The 13799-nt window shown below is 63.5% G+C and carries 16 protein-coding genes; 8 read left to right on the top strand and 8 right to left on the bottom strand.

All coding sequences use genetic code 11. From position 1 onward, the window contains the following. Positions 1-5: 5 nt before the first annotated feature. A complete protein-coding gene (locus QZ638_RS06275) occupies positions 6-452 on the top strand; it encodes a GNAT family N-acetyltransferase (RefSeq protein ID WP_295808142.1) in 447 nt (148 codons plus the stop codon). Positions 453-459: 7 nt separating this feature from the next. Further along, complete coding sequence (locus QZ638_RS06270; RefSeq protein ID WP_295808141.1) at positions 460-1650, top strand: VWA domain-containing protein; 1191 nt, start codon at positions 460-462, stop codon at positions 1648-1650. Positions 1651-1703: 53 nt separating this feature from the next. On the opposite strand, the gene QZ638_RS06265 is transcribed toward QZ638_RS06270, so the two are convergent. From QZ638_RS06265 to hemC, 6 genes are all read right to left on the bottom strand, one after another. Continuing rightward, positions 1704-2489 (bottom strand): glutamine amidotransferase, encoded by a 786-nt coding sequence (locus QZ638_RS06265; protein ID WP_295808140.1) that lies wholly within the window; start codon positions 2487-2489, stop codon positions 1704-1706. Positions 2490-2494: 5 nt separating this feature from the next. Further along, positions 2495-2959 carry a TerB family tellurite resistance protein gene (locus tag QZ638_RS06260; RefSeq protein WP_295808138.1) on the bottom strand — a complete coding sequence of 155 codons (465 nt, stop codon included), beginning with the start codon at positions 2957-2959 and terminating at the stop codon, positions 2495-2497. 66 nt (positions 2960-3025) lie between these two features. Continuing rightward, positions 3026-4714, bottom strand: a complete 1689-nt coding sequence (locus QZ638_RS06255) for a heme biosynthesis protein HemY (RefSeq protein ID WP_295808136.1) — start codon at positions 4712-4714, stop codon at positions 3026-3028. 7 nt (positions 4715-4721) lie between these two features. Next, a complete protein-coding gene (locus QZ638_RS06250) occupies positions 4722-6203 on the bottom strand; it encodes a phage tail protein (RefSeq protein ID WP_295808134.1) in 1482 nt (493 codons plus the stop codon). Positions 6204-6305: 102 nt separating this feature from the next. Then, positions 6306-7013, bottom strand: coding sequence for a uroporphyrinogen-III synthase (locus QZ638_RS06245; RefSeq protein WP_295808133.1), 708 nt, complete (start codon positions 7011-7013; stop codon positions 6306-6308). Position 7014: 1 nt separating this feature from the next. After that, positions 7015-7944: a hydroxymethylbilane synthase gene (hemC, locus tag QZ638_RS06240; protein ID WP_295808132.1), complete on the bottom strand. Its 930-nt coding sequence runs from the start codon at positions 7942-7944 to the stop codon at positions 7015-7017. Positions 7945-8037: 93 nt separating this feature from the next. On the opposite strand from hemC, the gene tsaD reads away from it, so the two are divergent. Genes tsaD through QZ638_RS06210 form a run of 6 tightly spaced genes read left to right on the top strand, consistent with a single transcriptional unit; the run spans position 8038 to position 11974 of the window. Beyond that, on the top strand, positions 8038-9123 hold the full coding sequence (gene tsaD, locus QZ638_RS06235; RefSeq protein WP_295808130.1) for a tRNA (adenosine(37)-N6)-threonylcarbamoyltransferase complex transferase subunit TsaD: 1086 nt from the start codon (positions 8038-8040) through the stop codon (positions 9121-9123). Continuing rightward, positions 9120-10106, top strand: coding sequence for an NAD(P)H-dependent glycerol-3-phosphate dehydrogenase (locus QZ638_RS06230; protein WP_295808128.1), 987 nt, complete (start codon positions 9120-9122; stop codon positions 10104-10106). The genes tsaD and QZ638_RS06230 overlap by 4 nt, the downstream gene beginning before the upstream one ends. Before the next feature lie 16 nt (positions 10107-10122). Further along, entirely contained in the window at positions 10123-10419 is a 297-nt protein-coding gene (locus QZ638_RS06225; protein WP_295808127.1) for a YciI-like protein, read from the top strand. Beyond that, positions 10419-10844 carry an EVE domain-containing protein gene (locus QZ638_RS06220; RefSeq protein WP_295808125.1) on the top strand — a complete coding sequence of 142 codons (426 nt, stop codon included), beginning with the start codon at positions 10419-10421 and terminating at the stop codon, positions 10842-10844. Before QZ638_RS06225 ends, QZ638_RS06220 begins: the two co-directional genes overlap by 1 nt. A 10-nt stretch (positions 10845-10854) precedes the next feature. Then, the gene (locus QZ638_RS06215) at positions 10855-11511 is read left to right on the top strand and encodes a methyltransferase (protein ID WP_295808124.1); all 657 of its coding nucleotides are present in this window, start codon (positions 10855-10857) and stop codon (positions 11509-11511) included. A gap of 55 nt (positions 11512-11566) precedes the next feature. Next, positions 11567-11974, top strand: a complete 408-nt coding sequence (locus QZ638_RS06210; protein ID WP_295808122.1) for a DUF1761 domain-containing protein — start codon at positions 11567-11569, stop codon at positions 11972-11974. Positions 11975-11989: 15 nt separating this feature from the next. Here QZ638_RS06210 and QZ638_RS06205 read toward each other — a convergent pair whose 3' ends face one another. Continuing rightward, on the bottom strand, positions 11990-12637 hold the full coding sequence (locus QZ638_RS06205) for a septation protein A (protein ID WP_295808121.1): 648 nt from the start codon (positions 12635-12637) through the stop codon (positions 11990-11992). A gap of 2 nt (positions 12638-12639) precedes the next feature. Beyond that, positions 12640-13799 (bottom strand): signal recognition particle-docking protein FtsY (ftsY, locus tag QZ638_RS06200; protein ID WP_295808119.1); only part of this gene is annotated, 1160 nt, incomplete at its 5' end.

Raw genomic sequence — 13799 nt, 5'->3', positions numbered from 1 at the left:
ACACCATGAACGACATCACCATTCGCCCACTTACCAAGGCCGACGAGCCGGAGTGGCGCCGCCTCTGGACAGCCTATCTGGAATTCTACAAGACCAGCGTTCCCGAAGAGGTTTATACGACCACATGGAAACGGTTATTCGAAGATGGCGAATACGAGCCCAACGGTCTGATCGCCGAGACGGACGGGAAACCGGTCGGTCTGGTGCACTACATGTTCCACCGCACCTGCTGGACCGTAGGCAACAATTGCTATCTGCAGGATCTTTACGCCGACCCGGCGATACGCGGGAAGGGCGTCGGCCGAGCACTGATCGAAGCGGTATACGAAAAGGCGGATCGAGCCGGCGCGGCGAATGTCTACTGGATGACGCAGGACTTCAACGAAACCGCCCGCAAACTCTATGACCGGATCGCGAAACTGACGCCGTTCATCAAGTATCAGCGGAAGTAGGGAAGCGATGTTCATCCCCTTCTTTCTCGAACTGAAAGCCGCGCGCGTGCCCGTTTCGCTGCGCGAATATCTTTCGCTTCTGGAAGGGATGGAGAAGGAAATCGTCTCCTATGACGTGGAGGCGTTCTATTATCTGGCGCGGGCAGCGCTGGTGAAGGATGAGCGGCACATCGACCGGTTCGACCAGGTGTTCTCGCATGTTTTCAAGGGTGTGGCGGCGGTGACGGACGGCGGCGGCGTCGACCCGCAGGCGATCCCCGAGGAATGGCTGCGCCGACTGGCAGAAAAACACCTTACCGAAGAAGAAAAGAAGCTGGTCGAGGCCATGGGCGGTTTCGAAAAGCTGATGGAGACGCTGAAGGAGCGGCTGGCCGAGCAGAAAGACCGCCACCAGGGCGGCAGCAAATGGATCGGCACCGCCGGCACCTCGCCCTTCGGCGCCTATGGCTACAACCCGGAAGGCGTGCGCATCGGCCAGCACGAATCGCGCCATCGACGTGCCGTGAAGGTTTGGGACCAGCGTGCGTTCAGGAATTTCGACGATACGATGGAGTTGGGCACACGCAACATCAAGGTGGCGCTGAAACGGCTGCGCCGCTGGGTGCGCGAGGGCGCGATGGAGGAGTTCGACCTGCCGGGGACAGTGCAGGCCACCGCCGAGCATGGCTATCTGGATGTGAAGACCCGGCCTGAACGGCGCAACGCGGTCAAATTGTTGATGTTCTTTGACGTCGGTGGGTCAATGGACGATCACATCCGTATCGTCGAGGAGCTTTTTTCGGCGGCCCGCGCCGAGTTCAAGCACATGGAGTATTTCTACTTTCACAATTGCCTTTACGAAGGCGTGTGGAAGGACAATAGCCGACGCTATTCGGAAGTGATGCCCACATTCGATGTGCTTCACAAATACGGTCCGGACTACAAGGCGATCTTTGTCGGCGATGCCTCGATGAGCCCGTACGAGATTGCCTATCCCGGCGGCTCCGTGGAGCACTGGAACGAGGAAGCCGGCCATGTGTGGCTGAACCGCGTGCTCCGGCAATGGCCGAGTGCAGTGTGGCTGAACCCGGTGCCGGAAAAACACTGGCGCTACACGCACTCGATCCAGATGCTGCGGGAGGTTTTTGCGGGCCGCATGTATCCAATGACGCTCGCCGGGCTGGAAGCGGCCACGCGGGAACTGTCACGCAGGCATTGAGATCGGAGATGGCGGCAAAAAGGCTGCCGACCTCGAAGTCCACACGCCGCCGCCTAGGCCACACCCCTGCGCCCGACCATGCGTTTTCCGACGGGATGCTGCCCCTTCGCTTCGTCGCCAACCTGAAGCGTTCCGGCGTGTTCGCGTCCGAAAATCAGCTCCAGAAACTCCACCAGCCATTGCTTGAGATGCCGGTCCCAGATAAGCCGCCCGCCGAGGTGATCGCGCCCCTGCTGGGCGCCGGGCATGACGAAACGATGCGCACCGCGCACCACCCAGCGCTGCATCATGGCGCGGGTCAGCTCGGCGTGAAACTGCACGCCCCACGCGTTCTCACCATAACGAAATGCCTGGTTTTGATAATGGTCGGCCGTGGCCAGAAGCGTGGCGTCCTTCGGCAGCGAGAAGCCCTCGCGGTGAAACTGATAGACCATTTCGGGCCAATGCATAAGCTTGCGGCCGGCCTCGGTGGCGCGCAACGGATACCAGCCGATCTCGACCAGCCCGTCATCATGGCTTTTCACCTGGCCGCCCAGATGCCTGACCAGCAATTGCGCGCCAAGGCAGATGCCGAGAAAGGGCTTGTTCTCCTTCAGCGGAACGGAAAGCCAATCGGTCTCGCGCCGAACGAATTCGTCATGATCGTTTGCGCTCATCGGACCGCCGAACATGACGACACCGGCGTGGTTTTCCAGCGTTTCCGGCAAAATGTGGCCTAGCGGAGGTCGGCGGATATCGAGCGAGAAACCGCTCGCCTGCAGAACCTGGCCGACACGCCCCGCGCTGGACGTTTCCTGGTGCAGGACAATGAGAATGCTGCGGCTGGGGTCGGTCTCCATGGCGGTCAGTTCTTGCTATACCTCTCGCGCATTTCCTGGCGCAGGATCACCCGGTCACGGTTATCGACGCCGATCAGCTCGGCGACGCGCCAGACGAGATTGTCTTCCAATTCGTGCATTTCGCCATCGGCGAAAACGATGCCCCACATGAGACCGATAAACGTCTTGCGGGCCTCAGCGTCGAGATGCCGTTTCAACACGCTGGTGAAAGAATAGAGATCGACGGCTTCCTGCTCGGCCTTCTCGCCGGCCTTGAGCAGGTTTTCCAGCTCCACGCCCGAGACATTGTAGGTCTCAGACAGGGTTTCCTTGAGCTTATCGACTTCGGAATCCTCGCGAATACCGTCTGCATCGAGCACATGGAAAAGCAAAGCCGCCGCGGCAACGCGCGGATCGTCCTCGGGCCTGAGGGTGCTTTCCCGACTGTTGCCGGGAAGGTCTTTGAGAAAAGACAGTATGCTGTCGAACATGAGCCTGCTTGCGGTCAAGGTGTTGAAAGAAAGCGATCCTGAAGGCGAATCGCAACGGTGTCTGGCCTAGAATAGGCGGAAGCGGCCGGGCGTCGAGCCGTCCTTGTCGTCCGGGTCGACACCGGGGTCGTCCGGCAGCGGCGGTTTGACCGGCTCTTCCTTGTTGGCAGGCGCCGCCTTCTGCCCGTTGACCGGCCCCGGCTTTGCCGACGGCTCCGGCCTTTTCGCCTTGTCTTGCGCCGGCGTCTCCGGCCTGGAAGGTTCAGCGGCCGACGGCTTGTCCGGTTCTGCCGTTTCCGGAGTCTGTTCGGACGGCTCGTCGGCCGGATCGGACTTTACGGTTTCGCCTTCGATCACCACGGATTCCGCCTCGGTTTTGACCGGTTCGGCCTCTTTCGATTCCTCCTTCGGCGCGGGGATCGAGGGGGCGGGCGAGAAATCCTCCTCGCTCTCCACGACCTGCGCCAGCCGCTCCATCGGCATGCGCCACTCGAAAGCATCGAGCTTGCCGGTGACGGGCGAGATCGGCGCCCAGCGCTCGGCCACATAGCCATCGGCTACCCAGGCCGGATCGCGCGGCGCGCGCAGCGCCTTGGCGAGCCATTGGCGAACTCGACCCTGGTCGCCCGTCTCTGCCTCCTCGATATCTGCCATCAACAGATAAACGCTCTCGCGTGGCCCAAGCCGAGCGGCAGCCTCGCAGGATTCACGTGCCAGCTTGTATTCGCCGGCGTCGAGCGCGGCGCGGCCGACGATCAGCGCAGACTCCACATTATTTCGCTTCAGAGACTGGAGCTTCTTTGCACGGGCGAGACGGTCATGCGTGGAATCGCCGGGGCGCGCATGAACATAGATGTCGGCGATCTCGGGATGAGGCTCCTTTTTCCATACCGTTTCCAGAACCTTCGACCCCTTGCGCAGCTCGTTCTGCCGGAACAGCGCCCTGGCTGCCGTGACAGCCGCCGGCACGAAATCGGGCCGCAGCTTGTGCGCTTCCGTGGCAGCGGTGCGGGCGGCCTGCGGATCGGCGTCGAGCACCTCGATCGCTTTGGCCGTGAGCAGAACGGCGCGGCGACTGGCTGCGCTTTCGCGCCCCTCCCTGCCGCTCGCCTTGCGGCTGTCGAGCAATTTCAACGCACCGTCCCAGTCCGCTTCGCCGGTCTTTGCGTCGAGCGCGGCGTTCACGGCCCATTCGAGTTGCGGCGCGTTTTCCACGGCGCGCTCCGCATAATGGCGCGCTGCCTCACGCTCGCCGAGCCGCTCGGCTTCCAGATAAAGCCCACGCAGGCCGAGAAGACGCATTTCAGGATCGTCGAGCATGGCGGTGAATTTGTCGCGCGCCGCCTGCCGGTCGCCGTCCAGAAGCGCCGCCTGAGCGTCGAGGAGATGAATCAGCGGCTCCTGGTCGGCGGAGATGAGCTTTGCCGCCTGCTGGCTCATGCGGCGCGCCATACCGCCATCTCCGGCGCCGGCGGCGATCATGCCGGTGGAAAGCGCCTGATAGCCGCGATCGCGCCGACGCACCCGGAAGTAACGGGCAACGGCATAGGGGCTCGTCCAGATGCTGCGGATCAGCCACCAGAGGATCATCACTGCCGCAACCACGGCGACAATGGCGACCGCCGCGACCATGAGGGAAACCTCGTAGCGGTAGCCCGCAAACGTGACGACCATTTCGCCCGGACGTTCTGCCAGCCAGGCAAAGCCCAGACCGAGCAGAAAAACAACGACGAGGTAGAAGAGAATACGAAACATCTGGCGCTTATGCTCCCTTCAGCGCATCGGCAAGCGCCTTGTTCAATATCTCGTCGGCGGCCTGGCGCGCACGAAGATCCTTGGCGAAATCGGCCGCGGCCTCTTTGCCAGCATCCGGCAGCGATTCGTATTCGGCGAGCGCACTTTCGTAATCGTTCGCGACCACCGCCGCTTCCATCCGCGCTGCGATGGCGTCCGGCCCGTCACCCTCGACGCTGCCAACCGGGCGCACCACCACGAGCGAACGGGCGCTGGCCATCAGATTGTCGATGATGCCGCCCTCGCCACCATTGCTTTGACGGCCCACGGCGGCAACGACCCGACTGGCCGCCCCGGGCGCTTCGGCGGCAAGAGTTGCGCGGCTCGGCACACCGGATGCGGCGTTCGCCTGAAGCGGCGCAAGCGCCTCGGCCTCGCCTTGCGGGGCAATGGAGGTGTAGGTCTCGAGTTCGCTCGCATAGGGGGTGCCCCGTTCGACAGCCGATTTCAGCGTCGTCGCGGCAATGACGAGCGCCATGCGCGGCGCGTCGTCTGCGTCCTCTACCTGCGCCTTAAGCGCATCGAGTTCGTTCCTGAGCGCGGAGACGATCGCGGCATTGTCGGAGGCCGACTGGTTTGCGGCCCGAGCCGCCTCGGCGGCGCCCTGAACACTGGTCTCAAGGCTGGAAACCTGCGTCGTCACGCCCTCCATCGCTTCACCCGAACCGCCGGAAGCGGAAAGATTCGCCGTCTGTTCTTCAAGCGCGGTGAGGCGCTGGGAGAGCGCCTGAAGCCCCGGCCCCTCGCCCGCTTCACCGGACGACATGGTTTCGCGCAGAGCCGTGATTTCCTCGCCCAGTTCGGCAACACGCCGTTCTGTCGCGGTCGCACGCTGGCCCGCTTCACTCAAAACGGCGTCCAGGGCCTCGTCATTCGCACCGTTTTCCGGTTGTTCGCTCAACCGGCTTTCCAGCGCGGTCACCTGTTGCCGCAAGGTATCGATCGCCGGATCGGGCGCATCGCTCGTCGCATTGAAACCGGGCAGTATTCCTGCCCATTGCAGGCCACCGGCGACGGCCAGGGCCACGATGCCGCCGACCACACCGCCGGCAAGCGCGCGTCCGGCCCCGCCGCCGCGTTGCACCGGCTCGGCCTTCGGCGACGCCTGTGTGGATTTCGCTGCCGGATCGTCTTTCCGCGCACCGGCGTCCCCGGTTTTCCCGTCGCGTCCGAAGCCACCATCTTTGGAGGCGGGCTTCTCTGTCGGCCCTGCGGAGGCCTTGTTCTCGTTCGAGGAGGTGGAAGCGGCAGGCTTTGCTGTTTCCGGCTTCTTCCCGGCGGTCTCGGCCTGTGCAGGCTTCTTGGTTTCCGGTTTCGCTGACTGTTTTGCGGTTTCACCGGGCGCGGCGGGCTTGTTCACCCTCTCCCTTTTCACCTGATCGGGGTCCAGATCGATGGTCACCGGCTCCTTCTGGGTTTTGGAATGACGCGTTCTCGGCGTTTTGACCATCAGGCAACTCCGCTGCAAAAGGCTGTTCCCGCACTATGTGCAGTGCATATAAGTTCCTATCACACCCGCATGTGTTGAAAACAGGGGCGCGCGCGATTGAGCTTACGTCTTTAGCAGAACCATGAGTCGGTCTTCCGCAGGAAAATCTGCAATTTTCGCGGTTTTCGCGATATCCGGTCCCAAAGCGGCGGCAATGCGCTGCGACAGACAGTAAAATGTCGCAGCCCGCAGCTTCGTTCCAATGCCCGGCCGCGCCAGGAGGCCCGCTAGGCGGTCTGCCCCGTTGGCCGAATAGACCAGCACGTCGTCGACAGGGAGATCGCCGAGGATCGACTGCACCTTGTCATCGGAAGGTTCGAGCGGCAGAGTATTGTATATCTCGATCACGCGCGGCCTGTGGCCGGCCTCCCGAAGCCGTCTCTCAAGCACATCGCGGCGCACATGACCGCAAAGCACCGTCACATCACACGATGCCGAAAGGGCGGCGGCGATACGCTCCGCAAGCCCCTCCGCGTCGCCGGCCGTATCGTCCACCACGTTCAGGCCGGCGGCACGCGCAGCCTCGCCCGTCCGGCTACCGACGGCATAAACGGGCTTGTCCTTCAACGCATCGAAAATGGATTGTGGGGCGTGGCGAATGGCGTTGGGGCTGCTGACGGCCACCGCATCCACCTTCCCGGTAGCCATGGCGGGATGAAGCGGCACGGTTTCGGTCAGCGGCAGAACCACCGGCGCACACCCCATTTCGGCAAGCCGCGCGGCTGTTTCCGAAGCGCCCGGTTCGGGGCGCGTGACCAGCACCCGTCGCATTCTAAAGCCAACTGTCGAAAAACCGCGTACCCGCTTTCTCACGCACCGCAGCGCCGGCTTCCGCGCCGAGCCGCATGGCATCCACCGCCTTGCCTTCGGTCGCAATATCATGCGCCTCGCGCCCGTCCGGCGTCAGCACCAGTCCGGAAAAGCGCAGCCGATCACCCTCGATGCGTGCCAGGCCGGCGATGGGCGTCCGGCAGGAGCCGTCCAGCGCACCGAGAAAGGCGCGTTCACACAAAAGCGCATTGCCCGTCTCAGAATGATGGATCGCGGCGATCATGGGACCGATACGCGCATCGCCGATGCGGCTTTCGATGCAGATCGCGCCCTGCCCCAGCGCCGGGGGAAAGCGTTCGGGATCCATGGTCTCGGTGGCGATGTGGGCCATGCCGAGCCGATTGAGTCCGGCAAGCGCCAGAAGCGTTCCCTCGGCCACACCCTCTTCCAGTTTGCGCAGCCGCGTCTGCACATTGCCGCGGAACATGCCGACGTCGAGATCGGGGCGCAACCTGAGAACCAGCGCCTGACGGCGCAGCGACGAGGTGCCAAGCTTGGCGCCCTGTGGCAGATCCTCCAGATTGGCGACGGAACGGCCAATGAAGACGTCACGCACGTCCTCGCGCTCGAGAAAAGCAGAGATTTCAAGCCCCTCGGGCAAGACGGTGGGCATATCCTTGGAGGAATGTGCGGCGACGTCGATGCGACCGTCAAGCAGCGCCTCCTCGATTTCCTTGGTGAAAAGCCCCTTTCCGCCAGCCTGCGAAAGCGGGCGGTCCTGAATGCGGTCGCCCGAAGTGGAGATCACGACGATCTCGAACGCTTCCTCGGGCAAGCCGTGGGCCGCCATCAGACGCGCGCGCACTTCTGCCGCCTGTGCCATTGCAAGCGCGCTTCCGCGCGTGCCGATCTTCACCACATCAGTTTGCATGCCGTCACGTCCGTGCTAACCCGCATCCGAACCGGATGCACCACACCCCTAACGGGGATTGGCAGCGACGGCAACATAAGCGGGTAAGGCTGAATGACGCGCATCCTTGGCATCGAGACGAGTTGCGACGAGACGGCGGCAGCCGTCATCAGCAACGAAGGCGGCAAGGCCGAAATCCTTTCGAATGTGGTTCTGAGCCAGATCGCCGATCATGCCGCCTTTGGCGGTGTGGTACCGGAGATCGCCGCCCGCGCCCATGTGGAGGCGCTGGACGGTGTGATCGCAGCGGCGCTCGATTCGGCCGACCTTTCGCTCGGCGAAATCGACGCTATCGCGGCAACGGCAGGGCCGGGCCTGATCGGGGGACTGATCGTCGGCCTGACGACCGCCAAGGCGATCGCGGCGGCGCTTGGGAAACCGTTGATCCCAGTCAACCATCTGGAAGGTCACGCGCTGACGGCGCGGCTGACCGATGGAATACAGTTCCCCTATCTGCTGTTGCTCGTTTCCGGCGGGCATACGCAGATCGTCCATGTGGAGGGTGTCGGGCGCTATCAGCGCTGGGCCTCCACCATCGACGATGCATTGGGCGAGGCCTTCGACAAGACCGCGAAACTGCTCGGCCTGCCCTATCCGGGCGGCCCCAGCGTTGAAAAGGCGGCAACGGGCGGCGACCCGAAGCGCTTTGCCTTTCCGCGTCCGCTCAAGGGCGAGGCGCGGCCGGATTTTTCCTTTTCCGGCCTTAAAACAGCCGTGCGGCGTGAGGCTTCCGAACTCGCCCCTCTCGGGGAGGACGACATCGCCGATATCTGCGCCTCGTTCCAGCAGGCCGTGACGGAAACGCTGACCGACCGGGTGGCGCGCAGTCTTGCGCGTTTCAACGAAACGCATTGCGCCATCGAAACACCGACGCTGGTGGTGGCGGGTGGCGTCGCGGCCAATCAGGCAATCCGCACCGCACTCGACGCACTGTGCGAGACGACCGGTTTCCGGCTCGTCGCGCCGCCGATCCGGCTGTGCGGAGACAATGCGGCGATGATCGCCTGGGCCGGCCTGGAGCGCCTGGAAGCCGGGCTCGACCCGGATAACGCGCTCGGCTTCGCGCCGCGTCCGAGATGGCCGCTGGATGAGGCTTCCGCACCGCTTTTCGGCGCAGGCAAGCGGGGAGCCAAGGCATGAGTGAGACATGGACCATCGCCGTTCTGGGCGCAGGCGCGTGGGGCACAGCCCTCGGCGCAACCATGCTGACGAGCGGCCACCGCGCAAGGCTTTGGGCACGCGATGAAGCGCTGACGCGCGCCATCAACGACGAACACGTCAACAGCCGCTACCTGCCGGGGATCGCGCTCGATCGCCGCCTCGCGGCGACAAGCGACATGACGTGCGCGCTCGAGGGTGCCGACTGCGTGCTGGCGGTGACACCGGCGCAGTCCCTGCGCACGGTTCTCGCTGGCGTCGGCCCGCATGTGCCAAAGGGGGTTCCGATCGTGCTTTGTGCCAAGGGCATCGAGCGCGAGACAGGCAGGTTCATGTCCGAAATCGCCGCCGAAGCGCTGCCGGAAAATCCGGTGGCCGCCCTCTCCGGCCCGAGCTTCGCCAGCGATCTGGCGGGCAATTTGCCGACCGCCGTCACGGTTGCGGCGAAGGATATCGGCCTTGCATCGACCCTCGCCGAACAACTCTCCGCGCCGCGCCTGCGCTGCTATTCGACCGATGATCTGACGGGTGTGGAGATCGGCGGCGCGTTGAAAAACGTTCTGGCCATCGCCGCCGGCGCAACGCACGGCGCGGGACTCGGCGCAAGCGCATCGGCGGCGCTGATCACCCGTGGATTCGTGGAACTGCGGCGTATCGGCGAGGCCTTCGGCGCCCGGCCCGACACGCTGATGGGGCTTTCGGGACTCGGCGACCTGATCCTGACCTGCGGCTCGGAGCAATCGCGCAATTTCGCCTATGGGGCTGCACTTGGACGCGGCGAAAGCCTCGAAGGCCATCCGCTGGCCGAAGGCGCTCACACGGCTGGCATCGCCGCGCGCATCGTGCGCGAGCGCGGCCTCGAAGCGCCCATCATCGAAAGCGTGACAGAGCTCCTGAAAGGGCGGCTAACCGTGCAGGCCGCCATGGAAGCGCTGCTTTCACGTCCGCTCAAAAGCGAAACCTGACACAGAGGGAAACACCATGATCTTCGCCATCATCTGCCGAGACAAGCCCGGACATCTCGACACAAGGATGAGCACACGGCCCGAACATGTGGAGTATCTGAACGGATTGAACGAGAACGGCGCGCTGAAATTCGCCGGCCCGTTTCTCGACACAGAAGGCAAGCCCTGCGGCAGCCTCGTGGCGGTGGAGGCCGAGGACGAAGCGGCGGCCGAGCTGATCGCCGCAGCCGACCCCTATGCTCTTGCGGGCCTGTTCGAATCCGTTGAAATACGTGCCTGGAACTGGGTCTTCAACAATCCGGAGAATGCGTGATGGCCTATTGGCTGTTCAAGTCCGAACCTTCCACCTGGTCGTGGGCGATGCAGAAGAAAAAGGGCGACAAGGGCGAGCAGTGGGACGGCGTGCGAAACTATCAGGCGCGCAACAACATGCGCGAGATGAAGCTCGGCGATCTTGGCTTTTTCTACCACTCGGTCAAGGAAACCTCCGTGGTCGGCATCGTGGAAGTGTGTGCGCTGGCGCATCCAGACACGACGACGGATGACCCGCGCTGGGAATGCGTGGATATCCGCGCCGTCGAGGACATTCCCCAGCCGGTGACGCTGGCCGAGATCAAGGCCAATCCGAAACTCTCGGAGATGATTCTGGTCAACAATTCGAGGCTTTCCGTGCAGCCCGTACGGCCTGACGAGTGGGCCGAGATCTGCCGCATGGGCGGCCTCGACAAGGCTCCCTGAGCAGGTTCCCGTGACGCGGATCACCCCGGACGATGCGGCAGCCTTCATCCACGCCAACACGGCGCTGACGCGCCCGCCGCATGTGCCGGAAATCGCGCTCCATCTGGCCGATGAGGCGCACGATCTTTGGCAACGCACCGAAGAGGAGCTTGCCGAAATCGGTCTGCCGCCGCCCTTCTGGGCCTTTGCATGGGCAGGCGGGCAGGGTCTCGCACGCTACATTCTCGATCATCCCGACACGGTGCGCGGAAAGACCGTGCTCGACTTCGCGGCCGGCTCCGGGCTGGTCGCCATTGCCGCCTCGATGGCCGGCGCGAAAAATGTGCTGGCGGCGGACATCGACCCGTTCAGTGCCCCGGCCTGCACGCTGAACATGGCCGCAAACGATGTTCGGTTCGAGACGGCGCGAAACGACCTCATCCACACGAAGGGCGAGTGGGACGTGGTGCTTGCGGGCGACGTGTTCTACGACCGGGCGATGACAGAAACGCTTGTGCCATGGTTCGGCGAGCTTTCGCAGGCGGGCGCGGCCGTGATTGTCGGCGACCCCGGCCGAAGCTACCTGCCGCGCGCGCGCCTCGCCGAACTGGCAGCCTATACCGTGCCGGTGACGCGCGCACTGGAAGATGCCGAGGTCAAGCGCACGACCGTCTGGCAATTCACTTGACCGTCTGAAGGTGTGAGGCTTCAATCCATCATCCAGCACATCCGAGGAGGACAAGATGGATTTCGCCGGTCTCAACTATCTCGCCATCCTCGCCGCTGCGGTGGCGGCCTTCATTTTCGGCTCCGTCTATTACGGCACGCTCGGCAAGCCCTGGATGAAAGCCGCGCGCATCGAGCCCGAGGAAGCGAAGATGGAGCCTTCGCTCTTCATCACGTCTTTCGTGGCCGAACTTATCATGGCCTGGGTTCTGGCCGGCGTTATCGGCCATCTGGGCGCGGGCCAGGTAACGCTCTGGAACGGCGTGATCTCCGGCGCCTTCATCTGGCTCGGCTTCATGGCGACGACCGTGGCCGTCAACCAGCGCTATGAAGGTTTTGGCTGGAATCTGACACTGATCGACGCCGGCCACTGGCTTGGCGTCGCGCTGATCATGGGCGGGGTGATTGGCTTCTTCGGCGTCTGAGCCCGAACCGCCGCGCTATTTCGTGGGTTCTTCCAGCGAGTGCTTCATGATGAGCGGCATCTGGCTCATCGTGAAGAGAATGGTGATCGGCATGATGCCCCATACCTTGAAGGCGACCCATGCATCGGTGGAGAACATGCGCCACACCACCTCGTTGACCACGGCAAGGAACAGAAAGAACACACCCCAGCGCAGCGTGAGCTTGCGCCAGCCTTCCGCATCCAGCCTGAACGCGGAATCGAACACATAACCGAGCAGCGACTTGCCGAAGGCGAGACCGCCCAGAAGCACCACACCGAACAGCGTGTTGACGATGGTCGGCTTCATCTTGATGAAGATTTCGCTGTGCAGATAGAGCGTCAGCGCACCGAACACGAACACCACCACGCCCGACACAAGCGGCATGATCGGAAGAGTCCGCGTTAAAATCCACGAAACGGTGAGCGCGATTGCCGTGGCTGCCATGAAGAGCGCGGTGGCCACGAAAAGCGGACCACCGAGCTCCGCCAGCGCGGGAAAGCGTCCAGCCAGCCATTCGCCGCGCGAATTGGCGAAGAAGAACACCATAAGCGGCCCCAGCTCCAGCGCCAGCTTGAGGATGGGGTTGATCTCCTTACGCTTGGGATCGGCCGGATCGCGTTCGAAAATGTGTTTCTCGCTCACGCTTATTGAACTCCTGCAATCGCCCTGGCGAAATCGCTCGCCGAGAAGGGTTCCAGATCGTCGACCTGCTCGCCGACGCCGATGAAATAGACCGGCAGCTTGTGCTTGGCGGCAATGGAAACGAGGATACCGCCGCGCGCCGTGCCGTCGAGTTTGGTCATGACCAGACCGTTGACGCCCGCAACATTGCGGAAGATTTCGACCTGATTAAGGGCGTTCTGTCCGGTGGTCGCATCGACCGTCTGCAGAACCGTATGCGGTGCATCCGGATCGTGCTTGCCGAGCACGCGCACGATCTTTTCGAGTTCCGCCATCAATTCGGCCTTGTTCTGCAGGCGGCCGGCCGTGTCGATAATGAGCACGTCGGAGCCTGCTTCCTTCGCCTTTTCGTAGGCATCATAGGCGAGGCCGGCAGCATCCGCGCCGAGCTTGGATGAAACGACCGGCGAGCCGGTGCGTTCGCCCCAGATCTTGAGCTGCTCGATGGCAGCCGCACGGAACGTGTCGCCGGCGCCAAGCGTCACCGAAAGTCCGCCCTGGGTGAGCTTTGCGGCCAGCTTGCCGATGGTGGTGGTCTTGCCGGTGCCATTGACGCCAACCACGAGGATGACATGCGGCTTGTGCGTCAGGTCCAGTTCGAGCGGCATGGCGACGGGCGTCAGAACCTTCTCGATCTCCTCGGCCATCACGGACTGTACTTCCTCGCCCGTCACATCCTTGCCGTAGCGCCCGGAGGCCAGCGCATCGGTGACGCGGATGGCTGTCTCAAGGCCGAGATCGGCGCGCAACAGAACGTCTTCCAGATCCTGAAGCGTGTCTTCGTCCAGCTTGCGCTTGGTGAAGACGCCGGCGATGGAATCGCGCAGTTCCCGCGAGGAGCGCGACAGACCCTCGCGCAGACGCTGGAACCATGGCTTGCGCGGTTCCGACGCTTCCGGCGCGGGCGCGGCATCGTCCACACGCTCAACGGCCTTGGAGACTGCGATCTTGCCGCCGACGCTGGCAGCGTCCCGCGCTTCCAGATCGCCCATCGCGCTGCGCCCCTCATCCCCACCGTCTCCCCGCTCGCGGGAAGAAGGAGACGCGGGCGATGCGTCAGAAACGGTATTCTTCGGCTCTGGCTCTGGCTCTGGCTCTGGCTCTGGCTCTGGCTCTGGCTCTG

Source organism: uncultured Nitratireductor sp. (genome assembly GCF_913053745.1).
In the GTDB taxonomy this organism is placed as follows: domain Bacteria; phylum Pseudomonadota; class Alphaproteobacteria; order Rhizobiales; family Rhizobiaceae; genus Nitratireductor.
This window is presented reverse-complemented; position numbering and strand designations above follow the sequence as displayed.

Coding starts and splice junctions, on each gene's coding strand:
- QZ638_RS06245 (WP_295808133.1), bottom strand. CDS start 7,013: ATGCGACGGGTGCTGGTCACGCGCCCCGAACCGGGCGCTTCGGAAACA.
- QZ638_RS06260 (WP_295808138.1), bottom strand. CDS start 2,959: ATGTTCGACAGCATACTGTCTTTTCTCAAAGACCTTCCCGGCAACAGT.
- hemC (WP_295808132.1), bottom strand. CDS start 7,944: ATGCAAACTGATGTGGTGAAGATCGGCACGCGCGGAAGCGCGCTTGCA.
- QZ638_RS06265 (WP_295808140.1), bottom strand. CDS start 2,489: ATGGAGACCGACCCCAGCCGCAGCATTCTCATTGTCCTGCACCAGGAA.
- QZ638_RS06270 (WP_295808141.1), top strand. CDS start 460: ATGTTCATCCCCTTCTTTCTCGAACTGAAAGCCGCGCGCGTGCCCGTT.
- QZ638_RS06275 (WP_295808142.1), top strand. CDS start 6: ATGAACGACATCACCATTCGCCCACTTACCAAGGCCGACGAGCCGGAG.
- QZ638_RS06210 (WP_295808122.1), top strand. CDS start 11,567: ATGGATTTCGCCGGTCTCAACTATCTCGCCATCCTCGCCGCTGCGGTG.
- QZ638_RS06225 (WP_295808127.1), top strand. CDS start 10,123: ATGATCTTCGCCATCATCTGCCGAGACAAGCCCGGACATCTCGACACA.
- QZ638_RS06230 (WP_295808128.1), top strand. CDS start 9,120: ATGAGTGAGACATGGACCATCGCCGTTCTGGGCGCAGGCGCGTGGGGC.
- QZ638_RS06250 (WP_295808134.1), bottom strand. CDS start 6,203: ATGGTCAAAACGCCGAGAACGCGTCATTCCAAAACCCAGAAGGAGCCG.
- QZ638_RS06255 (WP_295808136.1), bottom strand. CDS start 4,714: ATGTTTCGTATTCTCTTCTACCTCGTCGTTGTTTTTCTGCTCGGTCTG.
- tsaD (WP_295808130.1), top strand. CDS start 8,038: ATGACGCGCATCCTTGGCATCGAGACGAGTTGCGACGAGACGGCGGCA.
- QZ638_RS06220 (WP_295808125.1), top strand. CDS start 10,419: ATGGCCTATTGGCTGTTCAAGTCCGAACCTTCCACCTGGTCGTGGGCG.